The sequence below is a fragment of the Streptomyces sp. NPDC030296 genome, from assembly GCF_055572815.1.
Genome location: NZ_JBVICQ010000018.1, coordinates 41351 through 63948, shown reverse-complemented (window position 1 = coordinate 63948; position 22598 = coordinate 41351). Strand labels below are relative to the sequence as shown.

The following is a 22598-nucleotide window of genomic DNA, read 5'->3' as shown; positions in this document are numbered from 1 at the left end:
GGGTGGTTGGGGCCCAGGATGCGGGTGCGGTCGTTGAGGGTCTGCTGGTGCAGCTCGGCTGCCCGCGCATGCTCCCCCATCCCGTCCAGGGCGTGGGCGAGGTTGTGACGGCTGGTCAGGGTGTTGGGGTGGTCGGGGCCCAGGACGCGGGTCTGCGTCTGGAGGAGGTCCTGGTGTAGCGCCTGTTGCAGCGTGTGGGCTCCTGCTTGGGACAGCACGCTGGCCAGGCGGTTGAGGGCGTCTTGGGCCGCGGGGAGGGTTTCGTCGGTGGTGGCGTGAAGGAGCAGTGGCAGGTGGGGGGCGAGGAGGCGGGCTGCGGGCCAGCCGGATCGTCCTGCCTGGGCGGTGTCGTGAACGGCTTCGGTGAGCCGTGCGGTCAGGGCCTGGTGCCAGGCGGTGCGGTCGGGGGTTTCGGAGGCCAGGGCGAGGGTGCTGATCTCCCGCACGAGGGGATGCAGTACCAGCTGGGCGGGGTCATCGTTCTCTGCCGTCGGTGGTGTCCGGGGTGTGGGGTTGTCGGGCAGGCCGAGCAGGCCGTAGCGGTGCAGGCCGGCGAGAGCTGCTTCCACACCCACGGTGGTGGCGGGCTGTCCGGACGCGGCGGTGAGCAGGCCGGGGGTGATCAGGAACAGGGGGATGGGGGCCGGGGCGAGCAGGGCCAGGATCCGCAGCAGCGGGCGGGCCAGCGTGTGGCCTTCGTCCGCCAGCTGGTCCAGGGACACTTCCCAGGTGTGGCGGATTACCGTGCGGGCGATGTCCGGGTGGGAGGCGTCGGGGTGCTCGGCGCCCAGCAGCGTGTCCAGCTCGGTGTCCAGGGCCTGGCGGTAGTGGTCGAAGGTGCGGTAGCGGCTGGTGGGGGCGGCCAGGTAGCGGCCGGCCGCGTGCAGGGCGAGCGGCAGCCTGCCCAGCCGCTCCGCCAGTGCCCGTGCCTGCTCCCCGGTCCCGGCCCGCGGGGCCGCATCAAGAAGGACCTGTCCCGCGTCGGGCACGGCCAGCGGTTGCAGCGGCAGCAGCTCCGCACGCGGCCCCCAGGTCTCGGTGCTGGTGTCCCGGGAGGTGACCAGCAGCAGGCCGCCGCCGTGCGGGCGGATCCAGCCCCGGTAGTGCGCCACCGGCTCGCCCTCCGGGCCGACCGCCCGCGGCTCGTCGACGTTGTCCAGCACCAGCAGCCACCGCCGAGTAGAGGCCAGTTGCCGCCAGACCACATCCGGCAGACTCTCCTGCCCGGCCCGGGCCGCCTCCAGATCCGCTTCCGCAAGCCCGCAGGCCACCGCCACCCGCGTCATCTGCTGCGCCAGGTCTACCGGATCGCGCCAGCGCACCCAGAACACCTGCCGGCCGTCCTGCTCGGCCAGGGCGGCCAACTGCGCCGCCACCGTCGTCTTGCCCAGCCCGCCCGCCCCGCACACCACCGCGAACCGCTCCTGCGGCCGCCCCAGCAGCCGGGTCAAGACGGCCAGCTCCGGCTCCCGGCCGCGGACGTGCTCCACATGCGGGGGCCGCAGCGAGACGTGCCTGCTCCCGGCCAGCCGGTCCACCGCCGTCAGCCGCGCCGCTACCTGTCCGCCGTCCAGGTGCCGACCCCACAACAGCAGCCCCACAGCAACCGCAAGCAGAACCCCGAACACCGGCCACACCAGCCACGGACGGGCAGCCCACGCGGGCACCGACGCACTCGCGTAATTCGTCACCAGCCCGAGCCCGGCCATCACCAGCGCGGCCGCACCCGCCACCGCGGACCCCGCCCACGCTCCCCGCCTGCGCGCCATCCCCACCCCCGCACCCCCAGTTGTTCACCACCACCATGCCCCCACACGCCGCCCGGCATGACGACTTCGCGGCGCGCCCCGCCAACCACCGCGCCTACTCGGCGCGTCCCGCGATAGGGCGATGAACGGACGCGGGTGGAAATACGGGTGTCCCGCCCAGGCGTGGGGCCGCGCCGTGTGCGTCTACCGGCGCGGCCCCGCACCCGGAGGCTATCGACTCCGTGGCCGCGCGGGCAGACGTCGGCTGCGGGCGCTCGGCGAGGGCGACAGCCCTCAGATGTGAGCGGCCGGTGCCCAATCCGCAGAGCGGGTGGCAAGGGCACCGGCCAACCAAAAACCCTCACGAAGAGGACTCACTGAGCCGTTTCCAACCTGATCACTTGGCTGGTGCGACGGGTGGGCGCCCTGGCGTTCGGGAAGTGGTGAAGCTCCTGGTAGGAGGATCGTCGACCAAGATCAACCCGCACCACAAGGAGCTTCGCGTGCTGGTTTACCCGTCGGCGATCGATCTGTCCAGCCAGAGCTTGCGCTTCCTCGCCCAGCACCTCACCCACCGGCGGCGCGAGCTGGGCACCCGCTGGCGCAAACTCCCCGCCGGACAGCAGGCGTTGCTCGCCCTGGCCCACCTGCGCTGCGGCGACACCTACGCCCAGCTCGCCGCTGGCTTCGGGGTCGGTGTCGCCACCGTCTACCGCTACATACACGAGGCCGTCACCGTCCTGGCCGCCGTCGCCCCCACCCTGGAGCAGGCCGTAACGGCCGCCTCCGCCAAGGCGTTCGTCATTCTCGACGGCACGCTGCTGCCCATCGACCGGGTCGCCGCCGACCGCCCGTTCTACTCCGGCAAACACAAGAAGCACGGCATGAACGTGCAGGTGATCAGCGACCCCTTCGGACGCCTTATGTGGGCCTCGCCTGCTTTACCCGGGGCCGCCCACGACATCACAGCCGCCCGCACCCACCGCGTCATCGGCGCTTTGGCCGAGCAAGGCATCAAGTGCTTTGCGGATAAGGGATATCAGGGTGCGGGAGGCACCGTGGTCGTCCCTTTCCGCGGCAACCACCGGAACCTGTCCGCCGGCAAGCAGGCGGTCAACGTCGCCCATGCGAAGATCCGCGCCGTGGGCGAGCAGGCCATGGCCACGCTCAAGGGCTGGCGCCTGCTGCGCAAGCTGCGCTGCAGCACCACCCGGATCACTGACATCGTCAAGGCCGTCCTCACCCTCCACCTCGCGTCAGCGTGAGGCGGGAACGGCTCATTGATTACCGTGCACGGTGTACAGCGGACACCGCATCTGGTCGAGTCCGGAGCGGCCGCAGCATTGCCATCCCTTCCTCGAGCCCGACCTTCATGGCGAAGTCGAACTGGTCGACCTCCAAACACAACTCCACATCGGTGGGGTGAGCACCGCGGCGTCGCCCGCTGCGCAGGTCGTCCGCGGCTGGGGAGGTGCGGGCACGGTGCAGATAGGGGCCGGGGTCGAGACGATCCCCGGCCAGGAGCCGATCCAGGTACTCGGCGCAGGCCAGATCCTCGGCGGCACGGCCGTCCTCGCCGGTGGCCACGAATGTCACCGAATCGGTGCCAGCATCTGCCAGGGCCCGGGCCGTCGCGCCGGCCACGACGAAACTGGCGCACAGCGCCAATTTCGCCTCGACAACCGCCAGGGCCCCAACCGTTCCCGCAGTCGTCTTTTGAATCACGGTGCGGCCAGTCAAGTCGGCCTCCTGGATCAGGCCAGGGGAGTTGACCAGGTCGAACCCGCTGACCAGTGCCCCATCCTTGAGCGCAAGCCAGCTTGGGTGACATGCCTTGATCGCCAGTGCCTCGCCCTCGTCGGCAGCGAGAACGATCTTGTCTGCCCCGCGGTGGAAAGCCCATGCGGCGGTGGTGAACGCCCGCATCACATCGATCACAACGGCCACCTGTTCGGTGCCGTCTACGTCGGGTATTCCGACTACTCGCGAGTCCATGCCGGGATGGTCGCAGCCCACTGAAGCGGTCCACAAGACACGTTGACGATCTTCGGTGACTCGGGATCTGCTGGGCGGCTACCGCGCGGGCACGCGCTCGGAAATCGGGCGGGACAACGGGGAGACCAGCGGCTCGTCGCCTGCGGTCTGACCTAGACCTTCAGCAAGTTGGAAAGGACTCACTACCAGGGTATCGGTTCCGTCGTGGCCAGAGAGCATCGTGGCGGCCGCACGCCGGCCGCCACGATGCTCTGCCTGCTTTCAACCGCCCTGACGGACTCGGAGCCACCACAGGGCGAGACTGACCGAGCCGGTGCCCGCTCCGTAGGAAACGCCCTTGACGAAATACGTCAGTGCCATTTTTCGGCGCCTACGGACCTGCACTCGGATTCGCTCTGTTACGGAACGCCAAATGTTGCTCATCAGATACCTCCTGAGAGTGTGGCAGGGACTTGTGCCCTGCTTTAAGGGGGCGAGGGCGGGTGAAGCTTATGGGCTACGAGAAGGCCCAATTTTCCTTCCCCAGAGCGCAGTTAACCGGCTGGTTCGATCCATTGCCCAATGCAATCAGAACGGTTCTCCTGGAGTTCCTGCGGAAACAATCCGGATGCTGTCCTCCCAGGTCACAGACCTTGGGCAGTCGTGCTGTCCGGATACTGTCTGCCCGCATCCGGATGGTGTCCGCGCAGGTAGAGTTTCTGTTGGGAGCAAATAGTCCGGACACGCGGACGTGTGTCCGGACACCGGATGCCGCGTCCGGACGCGGCGTCCGGACGCCGTATCCGACCGAGTGGCGCAGCCGTGATCTCGGGCGTCTTCTGCCCACTGTCCGGACACTCTCCGTGCAGGCAGAAGCGCTGGGTGCGGACTGGCTCCCCCTGTCCGGACACGGGGCGGATGGCGTGTCCGGATCAGTCGTGCCGAGGTGTCGTCCTCCGGGTTGCTTGCGGGAGTGGCGTTTACATGCCGCGCGAAAGTGAATTCCTCATTCGTGAAAGACAGTTGCTATGTGTCCTGAATCACACTCGAAAGGGTAGGGAGGCGGAGTGGGAACGCGGAAGAGGAATGTGATGACGGAACCCAATTGAGTTCCTCATGCGTCCATTCCATGCCCAGCTCCCGCAGCATCTCCACCACTGCTGAAGCCACGTGGAGCGAGTTGTGTCCACCCACTTCCACGTGCGTGAGCAGTAGCTGCCCGCAGCGGCTGGCGAGGATGGGATCCGCGGTGACCGGGGTTCGCCGGCCGGTGCGGGCTCGATCGAGCCCGCACCGGCCTTCCGTGAACAGCGGCCCAGGCTGATGGAACGCGTGGTGGGTTCGGTGATTCGTCGGACGTGTTCGGGTGAGGCGGTCAGAATCGGATCAGCAGGCGGCGCGGCCCCTACCAGCGGCATTCCGACACGATACGAGTGGTGCTGAGGGTGGAGGTCGATGTCGCGGGGTGGAGCGGGCGTGCTGGGGTGCGATCCGCCCTGGTGGCCCGAGAGCTGCAGAAGGAAGGCACTTTCGTGAGCATGATCCAACCGGTTGCCAACGGGTTACGAACCGATCACCCGGTTCCCGGCTTGCCGTTCATCAACGACGAGCGGCTGCTCCTGGACAATCCTGACGCGATTGAGCGGACGGGCCGTAATCAGGGTGAGGGGCTGTGGGGGCGTACGGACCGACTGCGTGGTGGGGGATGGGTGGCGTTCACCACCGAGACGAAGAACCGTGACTATGCCTGGGCGGTCCATCAGCACCCCGAGCATGGGCGGACCGTTCTCCTGATCCGCGACAAAGACATGAGCGGTCTGCACCACGAGTGGATGTACGGGAACAACGGGTTCTTGTACCGGCATGGCGGCTACTGGTGGGACGGGACCCGCTGGTACCGGCCCCAGCAGGTCGTGGACCGCGCCTACGAGGGATACGACGCGCGGCCGGTGGCGGACGCCGTCACCGTCACGGCCATCGACGTCCTGGCCCGCCCGGCGACGTCACATACCGCGCGGGTCGCGAAGATCGCCGACTTCACTGCCTCGGAGGGGCCGTTGCCCCACTGGCGTGAGCATCTCGCCCTGTGGGCCTCCCACCGCGAGCCCGGCTCCCGGCCGCTCGACCAGTGCGTCGTCGATCTCCAGGCACCGGAACTCGACCCGGCCCGTCTCGTCGACCGCGCCGGCCTGGCGCAGATCGCCGAACTGAAACTGGAGGACCTGCCGCATCCGAAACACGGGCACAAGGACCTGCCCCCGCCCCAGGCCGAGACAGCTGAGGGCCCACGGTGGTCGCGACCGGTCGCACGTGACTGGGCCGAGCAGTACCGCCGGACCCACGGCCCGGAGAAGCTGCTGTCCGCGATGACGGCATTCGGCACCGAGCAGCCCCGGGGATTGGTCGAGGACCACAACCGACTCACGAAGATCATCGCCGACAGCCTCGAGGACGCTGAGGAATCCAAGAAGAACCGCCTCTTCACCCGAGGCTGCAGTACAAGGCGCGAGGAGCAGGCCGCGCACCTGGCCTGGTGGCCCGCCGTCGCCATCAACGACGGCACCGACGGCTTCATCCCACTCGATGCCGTGCGCACCACCATCGTCGAAGCGGTCCTCGGGGGACTCGCCCAGGATGCCGAAGGCCTCGACGATTCCAAGGATGTTCTCCTGGGTGACATCCGGCGCGATGTCGTGCACCTCATCGACTGGTACATCCTGCGAGAGCCCCGACTCGCCCCCGCACTCTTCGGCGAGATCTGCCTGGACGCTCGTGTGCGCTTCGGACTCGACCCCAAGGACGTCGGAGACCTTCTACGACGCTCCCTCAGCCTCGACAGCGGCCTCGACCGCCAAACCCTCCAAGCCCTCCTCGACCTGGCGCTCCCGCCCTCCGCGCAATCCCCCGACGGACGATGACCACTCCAGTGATGGCCGACGCCGAAGCCGCCGACTGGCCCACCGCCACGGCAGCAGGGGAGATCTGACCCACGTCCGGAGACACCACGGGCCCCGGGGAGTGAAGGCATCCCCGGGGCCCGGTGCATGGAGTCGTGCTGTTCAACGAGAGCTCGACTCCCAGGGCACGGGGGTGCGCTACTCGGCGTCCCGCTCAACGGAAGGCCCGTTGAAGCTCCTATAGATCGTCAAGCCGGTGGGCGGGGTCCATAGGATGCCCTTCGTGGCGCGATTCGATGAGGTCAAGGCGACGTTCTGGGTGAGGGCCTATATGGGGTTCAGTCGTCGTTGACCGACGTGATCGCTCAGGATGCTGAGCTTCGGCTCGGTGCGAAGCGAAGATCAACACAGCGCGGGCCGATGCGCTCTCCGAGGTCGGAGCACTGCGGTCCCGCAGCGGCGCTGCGGGCTCAGTCCGTTCCGTCGATGGAGATCAGCGTGTCCGCATGGACGACCCACAGGGAGGTCGCTCCCACCATGAGGTCGTATGAGGGACTCAGGCGCAGTGGCACGTGGGCCTTGGGTCCTGCCGCCGCCCGCGTGCTTTCCAGGATCGGGTGGGGTACGGCGAGGCGTTCCGCCCGGTTGGGCAGTATGAACTCCGGGCCGACGCCTCTCCCTTTTGTGGGGCGAGCGTTGTGGCGGATCGGCTTGCGCACGCCGGGATACAGCGCCGCGTACAGGCCGGCGAAGTTGTGTACGTGAGCCGTGCCCGGGTTGGAGAGGCGGCAGACCGGGACGTCGTCGACGGCGTGCCGCTGGACCAAGTGGGGGGACAGCACGTGAGAGTCCTTGCACAGGAGGCGGGTGACCGCCCAGGTGCCTGTGTCCAGGGTTGCTGTTGCGTCGACGTTGTAGAGGTCCACCAGGAGTTGCCACACGTCCGAGGGTTGTGCCGTTCGGTGGAATAGCTCCAGGCGGCTTGGTATCCGGGCAAGGTTTTTGGTGAGGATGTCGGTCCAGCGGTCCATGGCCTGCTGCGCGTTGGTCTGGCGGTCTCGGTCGGTGTCGAAGTCGGCGATGACCCGCTCTCGCTGGGCACGCACCTGGCTCTGTCGCAGTTCGCCGAGTTCGTAGGTGAGCACGCGGCGTAGCCGCTGCGCGGGGCGGCCGTAGGCAGCGGCCAGTTCGATCAGCTCCGGGTCGTCGAGTGCGGGCCCCCTCCACGGCCCGCGCTGGGGGACGTAGCGCTCGGCCAGGGCCATGATCAGCTCGGTCGCACGGGCTTGGCGGCGTCTCACGGCCGGTGTCTGGTCTATGGCCTGCTCGACGATTAGGCGGGGCAGCCCCAAGGCGTCGGCGACCTGGTCCACGAACAGGGGGCTGCGGCTGGGAACTATGCCCTCGTTCTCGAACCGTCGGTAGTTCTTCGGGGAGACCTTGAGGCGGTCTACAACGTCCTGCGCTCGTAGCCCGAACGCCCGCCGGAAGTCCGCAAGCGTCCAAGTCTTCTGCCTAGCGCGGTCCATGAGCTGGAACGGGTGGACCCCCAGCGCCCGGGCAAGAGCCCGCAGGCGTGGCGGGTCTGGCACCCGGTGCCCGTTCTCGTATGCCAGGATCTGCGCCTTGCTCGCTCCAACGGCCCTCCCCAGCTCCTCGGCCGTCATCGACACCCTGCCCGGACGCGCGTAGACGTTCATCCGGTGTGCCCGCAGCTCGCTAGGGCTGAAATTGGCCAGGCCCCGTGCCATTCGCGTGCTCTTTCTCGTCGATGGGACCAGTTTAGAGGTACCATCCGAGAGCCACGGACGTGTCACATCCGCGATGTCCGTGTGAGCCTCACCAGGTGTGTCGTGTTTTTTAGCGGCAGAACTGGTGGATGCTCACGTGGAAATGCGCGACGTTGGACGCCGTTGGCCGCACGGTTTAGGGACCCCGGTCCACGTGTATCGGTTATGAAAGAGGCCCTGCACCTCCACGGTTAGCTATTCCGTGGGCGGAGGGCAGGGCCAGCGTCTGGGGAGCTTGCTCCCGGAAGGCCCTCTGTTGCAGCAGGGGGCCTTTGACGTCTAAAGGTGATCCTCGATCAGGCTACGCAGCCAGGCACCGAGTGCCTGGAGCGTCAGCCAACCGAGGATCTTCTTGACGATCTTCCGGTTGTTCCGCTCCCCGCCTTCCGGCGGGTTTCCCATCCGCAACACCTCCTCTCGGTCGCGGAGCCGATCGGCCCCGATCGGGTCAACCGATCGACGGGTTACGCCGCGAGAGAAGATGCCAACGATGAGCATACCGGGCCGGGCACGCAACACCGGTCCGTGCACGACCAGCCCCGTGTCAACTCCGGTCCCAAATCGCACATTGACGGATAGTTGATTCTTGTACCGCCTTCGGCCTCACCAGGGTCATACGCGAACACATGGGCGAACAACGGCTGTTGGGGCGGTTTTTCCGGGTGGTGACGCTGTGTAGAAGCCAGGGGTGAGGAGGGTGTCTACGCCTACTGATGCAGTCACGGCCGGTGCGTGATCCATCAAATATCGACTGTGTGGCGTCCGTCACTGTCGCCACATACCGGCTGGTCGGAGCCGTGCTTGTAGGGGGCAACATCCCAACGGACCGCCTACAGTTGCGCGTGGCTTCGCCAAGGTGACGTCGGTGGGCGCCGATCCGTCGGTCCGGGCGGACCGCAGGGGCGCCAATTCCCGGGAGTCCGATGAGACGGCGCCAGATCGTCGCTGCCCCATGGTCGTACCCACCAGGGTGGCGGTCTGGGGACCATCCCCGCGGGTGCGGGGAGCACACCGAGGGCACCGTGAAGGAGCGGGTGTGCTCGGGACCATCCCCGCGGGTGCGGGGAGCGCAACGTCTCAACGACGCCGCGCTGCAGGCTGGGTGGGACCATCCCCGCGGGTGCGGGGAGCACCCGAAGGGTGAGAAGGCCCTCGGCTGGATCGTGGGACCATCCCCGCGGGTGCGGGGAGCACAGCACAGCCACGACGGCCGTCTACCGCATCGAGGGACCATCCTCGCGGGTGCGGGGAGCACTGGATACGGGAGTTGGCCGTGACGGCGGTCGTGGGACCATCCCCGCGGGTGCGGGGAGCACCCGTACAGGCGGATGCGACGGCCGTCCTGGTGGAGGCCATCCCCGCGGGTGCGGGGAGCACTCGACCACCCACTTCACGACGTCGGCTGCCTTGGGACCATCCCCGCGGGTGCGGGGAGCACGACGACTGCGTGGACTACACGAACCACCAGCAGGGACCATCCCCGCGGGTGCGGGGAGCACCTCGCCCACCGGTCCCAGGTGGCCATCGTCAAGGGACCATCCCCGCGGGTGCAGGGAGCACCAGGAGAAGCCGGCCTTCCGTACCCGCTTCGAGGGACCATCCCCGCGGGTGTGGGGAGCACGGCCCGCAGCGGGTCGCCAAGCTCGTGGAGCTGGGACCATCCCCGCGGGTGTGGGGAGCACGGCCCGCAGCGGGTCGCCAAGCTCGTGGAGCTGGGACCATCCCCGCGGGTGTGGGGAGCACACGGCCTCGCCCATCAGCCACCGGTCCGCGACGGGACCATCCCCGCGGGTGTGGGGAGCACCCGGGGTCCGGAGCGCCGTCTACCCGGACGGAGGGACCATCCCCGCGGGTGTGGGGAGCACTTCGGGCAGAAGGCCGGCTACCAGTTCACGTCGGGACCATCCCCGCGGGTGTGGGGAGCACTGGATGCCCGAACGGGTCTTGCGGCGGCGGGCGGGACCATCCCCGCGGGTGTGGGGAGCACGGCACGTTGACGGAGTCGACTTCGACGAAGTCGGGACCATCCCCGCGGGTGTGGGGAGCACGGCGGCGGGCTCGGATGCTGCCGACGTCGACAGGGACCATCCCCGCGGGTGTGGGGAGCACGAAGAACGGGCGCGTTATCCCTGCGGGGATCGGGGACCATCCCCGCGGGTGTGGGGAGCACCCGGTGGTCATGGACGACCGGGGACGCTGGCAGGGACCATCCCCGCGGGTGTGGGGAGCACGTCCGCGACCGCGACGGTCCTTTACACCGACAGGGACCATCCCCGCGGGTGTGGGGAGCACGCCATGCAGATGTCCACGTCGACCGAGTTCAAGGGACCATCCCCGCGGGTGTGGGGAGCACCTTGCATTCCCATCCGCCGGACCCCCTTGCGCGGGACCATCCCCGCGGGTGTGGGGAGCACATCTATGCCGCTAGGTGGAATACATCGCCCCGGGGACCATCCCCGCGGGTGTGGGGAGCACGTCCCACCGTTCGACGGTGGAGGCGTCGCGGCGGGATCATCCCCGCGGGTGTGGGGAGCACCCACCCCTTGAACGGGCCCTATCCACCACGCCGGGACCATCCCCGCGGGTGTGGGGAGCACAAGGGTCACAGACTCCGCGCCACGAGTGCCCCGGGACCATCCCCGCGGGTGTGGGGAGCACTCCTTGGCGGCGCCCTCGTACACGAACTGGAGGGGACCATCCCCGCGGGTGTGGGGAGCACTCCGCCGAAGGGCCGGCCGTAGGCCAGGTGGTGGGACCATCCCCGCGGGTGTGGGGAGCACAAGCAGTAACGGTCGCGTATCCGATCAGCCGTGGGACCATCCCCGCGGGTGTGGGGAGCACTCTTTCGCCGACACCGTGGCTCCGGACGGCTCGGGACCATCCCCGCGGGTGTGGGGAGCACGCCGCGAAGAACGCGGTCGCCACCTACGCCGCGGGACCATCCCCGCGGGTGTGGGGAGCACACTCGGTGACCTGCGGTTTTATCACTGCGGAGGGTAGTTCGACGGTACTTTCACTGATTCGGTCATTCCGCTCAAAGTATTGCAATTGCCTATCAGTTGGGTCTCCGTGGAGAGGTGACCGGTCATCGTATGTCGGTGGGTCTGGTGTTGCCTGGTGTTGAGCGGGTTTTGCCGGTGATCGTGTTCGGTTTTCCTGAAGGAGGCGTGTTACGGGGTTGTCTGACTGTATGTATCTGGCATGGCGTGTGACGGGGAGTGCGGGTCTGGGCTGGGGGGTCGGCTTGCGGGTCCGGTGCGGTCGGTGTGGGCGAAGCATGACCGCGATGGTGGGGGTTGGCTGCCGTTGTGGCGGCATATGGAGGACAGTGCTGCGGTAGCCGGTTTGTTGTGGGACCGGTGGCTGCCCGCGAACGTGCGGGCGCTGGTCTCGGGGGTGTTGCCGGACGGTGATGCCGATGGGCGGCGTCTGGCGGTGTGGCTGGCGGGGGTGCATGACATCGGGAAGGCGACGCCGGCGTTCGCGTGTCAGGTGGATCAGCTCGCCGATGTGATGCGCGGCCAGGGGCTGGAGATGAGGACGCGGCGGCAGTTCGGTCCTGACCGGCGGCTGGCTCCGCATGGTCTGGCCGGTCAGGTGCTGCTGGGGCAGTGGCTGGAGGAGCGGCACGGCTGGACGGGGCGGCAGTCGGGGCAGTTCGCGGTGGTCGTGGGAGGGCATCACGGTGTGCCGCCGGATCATGGGCAGCTCAAGGCGTTGCAGGACCGTCCTCATCTGCTGCGGACGCCGGGGCCGAGTCGCGGGGTGTGGCAGAGGGTGCAGGAGGAGTTGCTGGAGGCGTGTGCCGAGGAGTTCGGCGTCGCGGGCCGGCTTGGTGTGTGGCGGGCGGTGAAGCTGCCGCAGCCGGTGCAGGTGCTGCTGTCGGCGCTGGTGATCGTCGCTGACTGGATCGCGAGCAACCCCGACCTGTTCCCGTATTTTCCGCAGGCGGCCGGCCGTACAAGTGCCGAGCGGGTGGCGGCCGCGTGGCGTGGGCTGGACCTGCCCGAACCGTGGAGGGCCCAGCCACCGCCCGAGGACGTCGGTGAGCTGTTTGACGGGCGGTTCGGTCTGCCGCCAGGTGCTGTGGTGCGGCCGGTGCAGGAGGCGGCGGTGCGGCTGGCGCGGGGGATGTCCGCGCCGGGGCTTTTGGTGATCGAAGCGCCGATGGGGGAGGGGAAGACGGAGGCCGCTCTGGCGGCCGCCGAGGTGTTCGCGGCGCGTTCGGGGGCGGGCGGGGTGTTCTTCGCGCTGCCGACCATGGCGACCGGCAACGCGATGTTTCCGCGGCTGCTGGACTGGCTGAAACGGCTTCCCGCGGGAGAGGGAACGCGGGTCTCGGCGCTGCTGGCACATTCCAAGGCGGCGCTGAACGAGGCGTATGCGGATCTGATGCGCGAGAGCGCTCAGAGGATCACGGCTGTCGCCGTGGATGAGGAAGAGCATGTGTGGCGGCCGGGGGAGGACGGGCGGGCTGCTCCTGCGGAGGTGGTGGCGCATGCGTGGCTGCGGGGCCGGAAGAAGGCGATGCTGTCGTCGTTCGTCGTGGGTACGGTCGATCAGCTGCTGTTCGCGGGGCTGAAGAGCCGGCATCTGGCGCTGCGGCACCTGGCGGTCGCGGGCAAGGTCGTGGTGATCGACGAGGCGCATGCCTACGACACGTATATGAGTGCCTATCTGGACCGTGTGCTGTCGTGGCTGGGGGCGTACCGGGTGCCGGTGGTGGTGTTGTCGGCGACGCTGCCGGCCGGGCGCAGGCGGCAGATGGCCGAGGCCTATGCGGGTGCCGAGGGCGAGGCGGCTGGCGAGGGGTTCGATGTCGTGGGCCGATCTGATGCTTACCCGCTGCTGACCGCGGTTCCGCCGGGCGGGACTGCGGTCGTGGAGTCTCCTCAGGCTGCGGCTCGCGGAGGAGAGGTCCGTCTGGAACGCCTCGATGACGACTTCGGTGTCCTCGCGGACCGGTTGGCCATCGAGCTGGCGGGCGGCGGGTGCGCGCTGGTGGTCCGCAACACGGTCCGCCGCGTGCTGGAAACGGCGCGGGTCTTGCGTGAACGGTTCGGTGAGGATGCCGTCACGGTGGCCCATTCCTGCTTCATCGACGTGGACCGGGCGGCCAATGATGCCGCTCTGCTGGCCCGGTTCGGGCCGCCGGACAAGAGCGAGGGGCGTCCGGCGGGGCCTCACATCGTGGTGGCCAGTCAGGTCGCGGAGCAGTCCCTGGACGTCGACTTCGACCTGCTGGTCAGCGATCTGTGTCCGGTGGACCTGCTGCTGCAGCGCATGGGACGCCTGCACCGGCACGCCCGGGGCGCAGGCCAGGCGCAGCGGCCGGCGCGGCTGCGTGCGGCGCGGTGTCTGGTGACCGGTGTGGACTGGACGGGTCAGGTGCCGCTGCCGGTGCGGGGGTCGGTTGCCGTGTACGGGGCGCACGGTCTGCTGCGGTCGGCGGCTGTTCTGCTGGAGCACCTCGATGGCCGTCCGGTCCGGCTTCCGCAGGACATCAGCCCGCTGGTGCAGGCCGCCTACGGGGAAGGGCAGGTGGGCCCGGAGACCTGGGCCGCTGCGCTGGGGGAGGCCCAGGTGCAGTTCGACGAACACCGGGCCGATCAGAGCGAGCGTGCCTCAGTGTTCCGCCTCGGTGATGTCGGGCGGCCGGGAAGGCCGCTGCTCGGCTGGGTCGCTGCTGGTGTGGGGGACGCCGACGATAGCCGGGTCGGGCGGGCCCAGGTCCGGGACAGCCGGGAGACTCTGGAGGTCGTCGTCGTGCAGCGGCGTGACGACGGGAGCCTGATCACCCTGCCGTGGCTCAAGGCCGACCGGAAGGGCAGGCAGCGCGGAGGACGGGAGCTGCCGCAGGACCAGCCACCTGCGCCCTTCGTCGGCCGTGTGGCGGCGAGTTGCGGACTGCGGCTGCCCCTGCAGTTCTCCTACGCCGCGACCATGGACCGGGCCATCGAGGAACTGGAGCAGCTGTACATACCGGTCTGGCAGAGCAGTCCGTGGCTCGCCGGCCAGCTGATTCTCGCTCTCGATGAGGATTGTCAGACCCAGCTGGCAGGCTTCTCACTCCGCTACAGCTCGAGCGACGGGCTTGAGGTGACGCGGGATAGCACGGAGAAACGGCAGCGGCATCGCGGCCGGGCGAGGGATCCCCGCAGAGGCGGGGAGCAGTGAACTACCAAAACCGGTACGCCCCTCAGACTGGGGCCATCCCCATGGGAATGGGGAGTAGTGATCACATCGTACGGGTCGGGGTTCTCCTGCCTGGGTGCATGCGTACAGCGGTGGCGAAGATGCGGTCTCAGAGCTCTTTCGATGGCTGACGACTGCCTGTGGCCCCCTCTGCCCAGCGCACCAGCGGGTAGCCGGCTACGGCAGAGATCGCACTCGCGAGAGCTGTGGCGACACCCCATCTGGCGTCGTCAGGGCCTGCCAACGGCAGCCAACGGCCTAGCAAGAGACCTAACCAGAAGGTGCCGACCACGGCGCCGATGACGAGGATCCAGCGGATCCAACTCTTCAACTCTCTTCTCCCCTTAGACTGTTGCATCATGGATGGACGCACTCTAGAGGATCCGAGGCTCATGGAGCACCCGTTAGCGCAAACCCCAGAGTCAGCCCAGCTCAGACAGCGGTTCAAAGGCCCATGTCCTAGATCGCCTGACGCTCATGAGGGACAGTCACCGGCTCATCGCCTAGCCGGTCCCTCGCTTCCGGAACGGGATTGTCAGACCCGTCTGGCAGGCTTCCGACTCCGTTACAGCCCTTTAGACGGACTTGAGGTGACGCGTGCCTGACGCTAGTGGGAGCCGCGCAGACGGCTTATTGTCGTTCGATCTGACACGGCGGCCGTGGATACCGGTCCTGTTCGGCGACGGCCGCACGGATGAGCTGTCCCTGAACGGGGTGTTCGCGCAGGCCGCCGACGTGCGGCGGGTCGTGGGCGATGTGCCCACTCAGGAGTTCGCGCTGCTGCGGCTGCTGCTCGCGATCGTCCACGACGCCGTGGACGGGCCGGAGGACATCGACGGCTGGTCGGAGTTGTGGGGGGACGACGACTGCTTCGCACCGGTCGTCGCATACCTCGAGGAACACCGTGAACGGTTCGACCTTCTGCATCCCGCCGCCCCGTTCTTCCAGACGGCCGGGCTGCGCACGGCGAAGGACGAGGTCTTCCCTCTCAACCGGATCGTGGCCGACGTGCCGAACGGTGAGCCGTTCTTCACCGCCCGGATGCCCGGCGTGGAGCGGCTGACCTTCGCCGAGGCCGCCCGCTGGGTGGTCCACGCGCACGCCTACGACACCTCGGGGATCAAGACGGGTGCCGTCGGCGACGAGCGTGCCAGGAGCGGCAAGGTTTACCCGCTCGGGGTGGGCTGGGCCGGCGCGCTGGGCGGGGTCTTCGTCGAGGGGGAGACGTTGCGCGAGACGCTGCTGCTCAATCTGGTTGCCGCGGACACCGCGGGGCTGCGTGTCGACGGGGAGGACCGGCCGGCCTGGCGGCGGGAGCCGTGCACGGCTGCTGCTGCGGCGGGGCGGCGCCCGTCAGGGGTGCGGGACTTGTACACGTGGCAGACGCGGCGGATGCGGCTGCACTTCGACGAGGCCGGTGTCCACGGGGTGGTTCTCGGTTACGGTGACCCGCTCCCGGCGCACAATCTGCACACGCGTGAGCCGATGACCGCGTGGCGGCGCAGCAAGGCCCAGGAGAAGAAGCGCGGCGAGGCCTTGGTCTATCTGCCGCGGGAGCATGACCCGTCGCGGGCGGTGTGGCGGGGGCTGGCCTCGCTGATCGCCGAGGGACAGGTGGCCGGTCAGGGCGGTGAGGCGGCGTCCTCGCTGCGCCCTGGGGTCTTGGAGTGGGTGGCCCGGCTGGTGACGGAAGGGGAGCTGCCCCGCGGCTTTCTGATCCGTACCCGGGTGGTCGGCGCGGTGTACGGCACCCAGCAGTCTGTGATCGATGAGATCGTCGATGACCAGCTGGCGATGGCGGTGGTGCTGCTGCACCGTCAGGACCGCGGCTGCGCGCTGCAGGCGATCGACGCGGTGGGGGACGCGGAGCGCGCGGTCACCGCTGTGGGGGATCTGGCCACTGATCTGGCGCGGGCTGCGGGCGCGCAGACGGAGGGCGCCCGGGCCAGGGCCCGCGAGCGCGGCTTTGACGTGCTGGATGACCCGTACCGGATCTGGCTGCGCACGCTGGCCGAAACAGCGGACCCCGACGAGCAGCGCACGCTCTGGCGGCGCCAGGTCCACCGTCTCATCGGCCGGCTCGGCGACCGGCTGCTGGACGAGGCCGCTGACGCTGCCTGGGAGGGCCGGATCGTGTCCACGCCCAAGGGCGCCGTGTGGTTCAACTCGGCGCACGCCGAAAAGTGGTTCCGGTACCGGCTGGGGGATGCGCTCGGTGTCGCGGGCTTCTCCGGCGCCGGGACGGACGAAAAGCAGGCGCCTGCCGACCTGGCTGACGACGCTGAAGCCGATGCGGGCCTGTCCGAAGAAAGGGCGTACTCGTGACCGCCGCTACCTTCGTCTCTCTCCCGGAACGGATCCGGGGGATCACCGCGGAGACCGTTCGGGACCTGCAGCGGGGCTATCTGGCCGACCAGGCGCATGCGGTGGCGGCGCTGGCCCGGCTGCGCCGCGGCGCCGGCAAGCAGATCCAGCAGGTCCCGGACCTGTGGGGTCTGATCGACACCGGCCCGCTGCACACCCCTGTGCAGGAAGGCGGGCGGCCCCCGCGCGAGGAGGATCTGACGCGTGCCGAGGACGCCGTCCACGTCGCGGTCACCCTGTGGGCCCTGCACCAGCAGTCACGCGCAACCGGCATGCACCAGCCCCACCGCACCGAGGCGCCCGCCGGGCTCGGCGGCGCCGTCCGCCGCCTCATGCCGGCAGGCGACATCGACGAGACCATCCTCAAGCGCCTGGTACGGGCCGGTCATGCTCCGGATCTTCCCGCCCTGGCCGTGCGGCTGCGGGAGATCGTGCTGCTCCTGCGCCGCGAGGACATCACCCTCGACTACGCCCTGCTCGCCGAGCAGTTGTACCGGTGGCAGCAGCCCGGAGGCCGGGACACCGTGCGCCGGGCGTGGGCCCGCTCCTTCCACGCCCACCGTCCGCCCCGCCCCCCGGCCGCCGACGCCGGGAACCCGACCGCAGCTGCCCTGTAAAAAGCCACCGTTCCTTCCGCTTCCGCCACGACCAAGGACGCCTCGTGAACCGCATCTTCCTCGACGTGCACGCCCTGCAGACCGTGCCGCCCAGCAACCTCAACCGGGACGACACCGGCGCCCCGAAATCGGCCGTCTACGGCGGGGTCCCCCGTGCCCGGGTCTCCAGCCAAGCCTGGAAGCGTGCCACCCGCGAGTACTTCCGGGGCGAGCAGCTCCTCGACCCGAGTGAACTGGGTGTACGGACGAAGAAGGTCGCCGAACTCCTCGCCGCCCGCATCACCGGTCTCGACGCCTCGGTCGAGGACGCTGAAGCGCTGCGGCTGGCAGCTGAAGTGATCGAGACGGCCACCGGCTCGAAGATCCAGGCGCCGGAGCGCAAGACACGCAAGGCGAAGACAGAGGCCGGGGCAGAGGAGGAGAAGGAGGCAGCGCCGGAGTCGAAGTACCTGATGTTCCTCAGCTCCCGCCAGCTCGACGGTCTCGCCGCGCTCGCCGTGGAAGGCGCCGCCGACATCACCGCGTACCTGAAGGACAAGGCCAACAAGGCGCGGGCCAAGCAGATCGCCGACACCCGCCACTCCGTGGACATCGCCCTGTTCGGGCGGATGGTCGCCGACTCGGCCGACTTCAACGTCGATGCCGCCACGCAGGTGGCCCACGCCATCAGCGTGCACCGGGTGGACAACGAGTCCGACTACTACACGGCCGTCGACGACGAGAACACCGACGCCGAGACCGGCGCGGGCATGATCGGAACGGTCGACTTCAACTCGGCCACCCTCTACCGCTACGCCGCCATCAGCGTGCACCAGCTCGCCGCCAACCTCGGTGAAGGCCTGCGCGAGGACGAACCCCTCACCACACCCGTGCGGCGCGCCGTGGAGGCATTCGTGCACGCCTTCGTCGCCTCACTGCCCAAGGGCAAGATCAACACGTTCGGTCACCACACCCTGCCCGACGCCGTCGTCATCAAGCTCCGCACGACCCGGCCCATCAGTTTCGTCGCCGCGTTCGAGGAGCCGGTGACCGCCGAGGCGAGCGGGGGGCATCTGCGGGAGGCATCCGCCCGCCTGGCCGAGTACATCCCCGAGGTCGAACGTGCCTACGGCGACGAGCAGTCCACCGTGACCTGGGTCCTGCGCGTGGGAGCCACCACCGACAAGCTCACCGGCCTCGGCCAGCAGACACCCAGCCTGTCCGCGCTCGTCACCGCGGTCGGCCAGGCGGTGGCCGAACGCATGGAGAAGCCCGCATGAGCGTGCTGACCCTGCGCCTGGCAGGCCCCCTGCAAGCGTGGGGGGCCTCGGCCCGGTTCGCCCGCCGCACCACCGAGTCCGCCCCGACCAAGAGCGGCGTGATCGGCATGCTCGCCGCCGCCCAGGGCCTCGACCGCGGTGACGACACGGGCCTGGCCCGCCTCGCCGCGCTCCGCTTCGCCGTCCGTATCGACCAGCCCGGCACGCGGGTGCGTGACTTCCAGACCGCCCACCACGCGGACACCGGCAAGTCGATGCCCCTGTCCGAGCGGTACTACCTCGCCGACGCCGTCTTCGTCGCCGCCGTCGAGGGCGCAGACGAACTGCTCGACGAGATCGACGCCGCCCTCAACCGCCCCGCCCATCCCCCCTACCTCGGCCGCCGCTCCTGCCCACCCGCCCACCCCATCCGCCTCACCCTGCACCGCGGAGCCGACCTCACCGCGGTGCTCCGGGCCGAGCCCTGGCAGGCCGCAGCCTGGTACCGCCGACAGCGCCGCCGCGAGGCGACGGTGTCCCTGACCGTGCTGCGCGAGGCCCGCCCCGACGAAGCGGAGGCGGACCTGCTGCGCGACCAGCCCCTCAGCTTCGCAGCCGAACACCGCCGCCACGCCCTGCGCCCCGTGGTCACCACGACCGTGCAGGTACCAAACCCCAGCGCGAAGACCGCCCCCGCGACCAGGGCCGTGCCCGCGCACGACCCGTTCGCCGCCCTGGAGGAAGAGAGCGCCTGATGTATCTGTCCCGCTTCCGCATCAACACCGCCCGCCCCGGCGCCCGGCGACTGCTCTCCTCCCCCCAGTCCCTGCACGCCGCCGTCATGGCCTCCTTCCCCCACCTGCTGCCCACCGCCGCCAGCGAGGCAGCGGCCGCAGGGCCGCGGGTGCTGTGGCGCCTCGACCGCAACGCGGCCGCCGAAGTCTTCCTCTACGTGGTCAGCCCCGACCAGCCCGACCTGACCCACCTCGTCGAACAGGCCGGCTGGCCCGCCGCAGCAACAGCCGACCCGGCCCACCCCGGCTGGCAGACCCGTCCCTACGCCCCGTTCCTCGACCGGCTCACCCCCGGCACCCGCTGGGCATTCCGGCTCACCGCCAACCCCGTGCACCACATCCGCCGCAAGGACGACGAACCGACCAAACGCACCGCCCACATCACTCCCGCCCACCAGATGTCCTGGCTCCTGGAACGGCAAGAACGCTGCGGCTTCCGCATCTGCGAAAAACCCGACAGCAAACGGCTGCTCCCCGATGGCACCACCCACAAGAAAGCCCCGCACCACGGCGACCGCTACGAACTCCTCGTCCGCGACCAGCGCAACCTGTCCTTCGCCAAACCCCGCAGCAGCACAGCGGGCCGACGGCCGGTCACCCTGCTCGCCGTCACCTTCGACGGCCGCCTCGAGGTCACCGACCCCGAACTCGTGCGCCGCACCCTCCTCCAGGGCCTGGGCAAGGCCAAGGCATACGGCTGCGGGTTGCTGACCCTCGCCCCCACCCCCTCCGCCGCAGGTGAACAAGCCAGGTGACGACCGTCGACAAACGCACCGCTCTCACCCCCCGACACCTCACCCGCACCAGCGAGCGCCTGTCCTTCATCTACCTCGAACGCTGCACCGTCCACCGCGACGCCAACGCCATCACCGCCGAGGACGCGGACGGCACCACCCACATCCCGTCCGCCACCATCGGCACCCTCCTGCTCGGCCCCGGCACCCGCATCACACACCAGGCAATGAGCGTCCTCGGCGAAACAGGAGCAGCCGTCGCCTGGGTCGGCGAACACGGCGTGCGCTACTACGCCGGCGGCCGCGCACTGACCCGCTCCTCAGCCCTCGCCGAAGCCCAGGCCCTGAAATGGGCCAACCCCCGCAGCCGCCTCGCCGTCGCACGCGCCATGTACCGGATGCGGTTCCCCGACGAGGACCCCGCCGGCCTCACCCGCCAAGAGCTCCTCGGCCATGAAGGCGGCCGCGTCAAGGACTGCTACCGCGAACACGCCGCCCGCACCGGCATCCCCTGGAAAGGCCGGAAGTACACCCCCGGTGACTTCTCCAGCGGTGACCCCGTCAACCAGGCCGTGACCGCCGCCGCACAATGCATGTACGGCATCGCCCACGCCGTGATCGCATCCCTCGGCTGCATCCCCGCCCTCGGCTTCGTCCACTCAGGCCACGAACTCTCCTTCGTCCTGGACATCGCCGACCTCTACAAAACCGAAATCGGCATCCCCCTCGCCTTCGACATCGCGGCAGAGGACGAACAGGACGTCGGCTCCCGAACACGCCGCGCTCTGCGCGACCACATCAACGCAACATCCCTCCTCGACCGCTGCGTCGACGACATCAAAACCCTCCTCCTGCCCGACGCCACTTCCCGCACAACCGAAGAAGTGGACCGCGTCACCCTCCACACCGACCGCGGCCACCAGGTCGCCTCCGGCCGCAACTACGCCGACCCCGGCGGCGAGGAAGCGCTGCTCTGGTGACTGTCATCGTCCTGACCAATTGCCCGCCCGGCCTCAGGGGATTCCTCACCCGCTGGCTCCTGGAGATCTCGGCGGGCGTCTTCATCGGCAACCCGTCAGCCCGTATCCGCGCCGCCCTCTGGGACGAAGTCCGGCAATACGCAGGACAAGGCCGCGCTCTACTCGCCCACACCACCAACAACGAACAAGGCTTTACCTTCCTCACCCACGACCACGCCTGGCATCCAGTCGACCACGAGGGCCTGACCCTCATCCGCCGCCCCGACCCGAACGCCAGGACCACCCGCACCACCCCCAAACAGGGCTGGAGCAAGGCCGCCAAACGCCGCCGATTCACGAGAGACTGAGAAAGGAATGCCGGGTAAAGGGCAAAAGTCGGAATCCGTGAAAGTGCTGAAAAACGTGGGCCGCCGAGCCTAAACGAGCAGGTCATGAAGTGTGCTCCCCGCGCCCGCGGGGATGGTCCCGTCATCCTCGCCGTCGACGAGATCGCCTACGTGTGCTCCCCGCGCCCGCGGGGATGGTCCCAGCCAAACCGATCAAGGGTGAAGACGGATCAGGTGCTCCCCGCGCCCGCGGGGATGGTCCCCAGCCGTTCGACTTCAACCTCGACGCCGTCAAGTGCTCCCCGCGCCCGCGGGGATGGTCCCCCGATCACCTTCGCTGCCCGCTTGGGGGGCTCGTGCTCCCCGCGCCCGCGGGGATGGTCCCACCAGCTCCTCCGCGTGCAGGTCCCGGCCGTCGTGCTCCCCGCGCCCGCGGGGATGGTCCCGACGACCAGCGCGTCATCTGGGGCACCGGCGTGTGCTCCCCGCGCCCGCGGGGATGGTCCCCGATCGTCCTGGGCGTCTCCGACCGCGACGGCGTGCTCCCCGCGCCCGCGGGGATGGTCCCGCTATCCCGGCGTGTCGCTCGTGTCTGGCTATGTGCTCCCCGCGCCCGCGGGGATGGTCCCCAGCAGGCGGGGCACAGGTACTGGCCGGCCGTGTGCTCCCCGCGCCCGCGGGGATGGTCCCTGGGCCCGCGCCTGGCGGGTTGCCAACCACGTGTGCTCCCCGCGCCCGCGGGGATGGTCCCCACGGGAAGGCCCGGTCGGGCGGGGCGTTCGGGTGCTCCCCGCGCCCGCGGGGATGGTCCCTGGCAACAACGGAAAACCCCCCGGCCCATGTGGTGCTCCCCGCGCCCGCGGGGATGGTCCCTCCCGCTTCTCCACCGCACCCCAGCACACGATGTGCTCCCCGCGCCCGCGGGGATGGTCCCTCTGTGC

14 protein-coding genes and 2 CRISPR repeat arrays (1 of these 16 cut by a window edge) are annotated in these 22598 nt (G+C 69.4%); of the genes, 10 read left to right on the top strand and 4 right to left on the bottom strand.

The genetic code is table 11. From position 1 onward, the window contains the following. Nucleotides 1–1769 (bottom strand): tetratricopeptide repeat protein (locus tag ACZ4Z3_RS36825; protein WP_468505137.1); only part of this gene is annotated, 1769 nt, incomplete at its 3' end. Nucleotides 1770–2251: 482 nt separating this feature from the next. On the opposite strand from ACZ4Z3_RS36825, the gene ACZ4Z3_RS36820 reads away from it, so the two are divergent. Continuing rightward, nucleotides 2252–3013, top strand: coding sequence for a transposase family protein (locus tag ACZ4Z3_RS36820; protein WP_468505199.1), 762 nt, complete (start codon nt 2252–2254; stop codon nt 3011–3013). A gap of 19 nt (nt 3014–3032) precedes the next feature. Here the strand turns inward: ACZ4Z3_RS36820 and ACZ4Z3_RS36815 are convergent, their stop codons facing one another. After that, complete coding sequence (locus ACZ4Z3_RS36815; protein WP_468505136.1) at nt 3033–3743, bottom strand: 2-phosphosulfolactate phosphatase; 711 nt, start codon at nt 3741–3743, stop codon at nt 3033–3035. Nucleotides 3744–5311: 1568 nt separating this feature from the next. On the opposite strand from ACZ4Z3_RS36815, the gene ACZ4Z3_RS36810 reads away from it, so the two are divergent. Then, the gene (locus ACZ4Z3_RS36810) at nt 5312–6640 is read left to right on the top strand and encodes a hypothetical protein (protein ID WP_468505135.1); all 1329 of its coding nucleotides are present in this window, start codon (nt 5312–5314) and stop codon (nt 6638–6640) included. A 449-nt stretch (nt 6641–7089) separates the two neighbouring features. Here ACZ4Z3_RS36810 and ACZ4Z3_RS36805 read toward each other — a convergent pair whose 3' ends face one another. Continuing rightward, nucleotides 7090–8370 (bottom strand): helix-turn-helix transcriptional regulator, encoded by a 1281-nt coding sequence (locus tag ACZ4Z3_RS36805; protein ID WP_468505134.1) that lies wholly within the window; start codon nt 8368–8370, stop codon nt 7090–7092. Nucleotides 8371–8688: 318 nt separating this feature from the next. After that, on the bottom strand, nt 8689–8811 hold the full coding sequence (locus ACZ4Z3_RS36800; protein ID WP_468505133.1) for a hypothetical protein: 123 nt from the start codon (nt 8809–8811) through the stop codon (nt 8689–8691). 579 nt (nt 8812–9390) lie between these two features. Beyond that, nucleotides 9391–11372: direct repeats of the CRISPR family, unit length 29 nt; unit sequence GGGACCATCCCCGCGGGTGTGGGGAGCAC. A gap of 238 nt (nt 11373–11610) precedes the next feature. Between ACZ4Z3_RS36800 and cas3 the strand changes: the two genes are divergently transcribed. From cas3 to cas2e, 8 genes are all read left to right on the top strand, one after another. Further along, nucleotides 11611–14586, top strand: coding sequence for a CRISPR-associated helicase Cas3' (gene cas3 / locus ACZ4Z3_RS36795; protein ID WP_468505132.1), 2976 nt, complete (start codon nt 11611–11613; stop codon nt 14584–14586). Between the two features lie 615 nt (nt 14587–15201). Then, nucleotides 15202–16929, top strand: a complete 1728-nt coding sequence (gene casA / locus ACZ4Z3_RS36790) for a type I-E CRISPR-associated protein Cse1/CasA (protein ID WP_468505131.1) — start codon at nt 15202–15204, stop codon at nt 16927–16929. Beyond that, entirely contained in the window at nt 16926–17585 is a 660-nt protein-coding gene (gene casB / locus ACZ4Z3_RS36785) for a type I-E CRISPR-associated protein Cse2/CasB (protein WP_468505130.1), read from the top strand. Before casA ends, casB begins: the two co-directional genes overlap by 4 nt. Before the next feature lie 44 nt (nt 17586–17629). Beyond that, nucleotides 17630–18844, top strand: coding sequence for a type I-E CRISPR-associated protein Cas7/Cse4/CasC (gene cas7e, locus ACZ4Z3_RS36780; RefSeq protein ID WP_468505129.1), 1215 nt, complete (start codon nt 17630–17632; stop codon nt 18842–18844). Then, the gene (cas5e, locus tag ACZ4Z3_RS36775; RefSeq protein ID WP_468505128.1) at nt 18841–19578 is read left to right on the top strand and encodes a type I-E CRISPR-associated protein Cas5/CasD; all 738 of its coding nucleotides are present in this window, start codon (nt 18841–18843) and stop codon (nt 19576–19578) included. Before cas7e ends, cas5e begins: the two co-directional genes overlap by 4 nt. Next, complete coding sequence (cas6e, locus tag ACZ4Z3_RS36770; RefSeq protein ID WP_468505127.1) at nt 19578–20372, top strand: type I-E CRISPR-associated protein Cas6/Cse3/CasE; 795 nt, start codon at nt 19578–19580, stop codon at nt 20370–20372. The genes cas5e and cas6e overlap by 1 nt, the downstream gene beginning before the upstream one ends. Beyond that, complete coding sequence (cas1e, locus tag ACZ4Z3_RS36765; protein ID WP_468505126.1) at nt 20369–21331, top strand: type I-E CRISPR-associated endonuclease Cas1e; 963 nt, start codon at nt 20369–20371, stop codon at nt 21329–21331. Before cas6e ends, cas1e begins: the two co-directional genes overlap by 4 nt. Continuing rightward, the gene (cas2e, locus tag ACZ4Z3_RS36760) at nt 21328–21678 is read left to right on the top strand and encodes a type I-E CRISPR-associated endoribonuclease Cas2e (RefSeq protein WP_468505125.1); all 351 of its coding nucleotides are present in this window, start codon (nt 21328–21330) and stop codon (nt 21676–21678) included. Before cas1e ends, cas2e begins: the two co-directional genes overlap by 4 nt. Before the next feature lie 91 nt (nt 21679–21769). After that, a CRISPR array of direct repeats spans nt 21770–22598; the repeat unit is 29 nt; unit sequence GTGCTCCCCGCGCCCGCGGGGATGGTCCC (it continues 1723 nt past the right edge of the window).

Bases quoted from the DNA above. Each gene is read 5' to 3' on its own strand.
- ACZ4Z3_RS36815 (WP_468505136.1), bottom strand. From the start codon at position 3,743: ATGGACTCGCGAGTAGTCGGAATACCCGACGTAGACGGCACCGAACAG.
- ACZ4Z3_RS36805 (WP_468505134.1), bottom strand. From the start codon at position 8,370: ATGGCACGGGGCCTGGCCAATTTCAGCCCTAGCGAGCTGCGGGCACAC.
- ACZ4Z3_RS36800 (WP_468505133.1), bottom strand. From the start codon at position 8,811: ATGGGAAACCCGCCGGAAGGCGGGGAGCGGAACAACCGGAAGATCGTC.
- cas3 (WP_468505132.1), top strand. From the start codon at position 11,611: ATGGCGTGTGACGGGGAGTGCGGGTCTGGGCTGGGGGGTCGGCTTGCG.
- cas5e (WP_468505128.1), top strand. From the start codon at position 18,841: ATGAGCGTGCTGACCCTGCGCCTGGCAGGCCCCCTGCAAGCGTGGGGG.
- cas6e (WP_468505127.1), top strand. From the start codon at position 19,578: ATGTATCTGTCCCGCTTCCGCATCAACACCGCCCGCCCCGGCGCCCGG.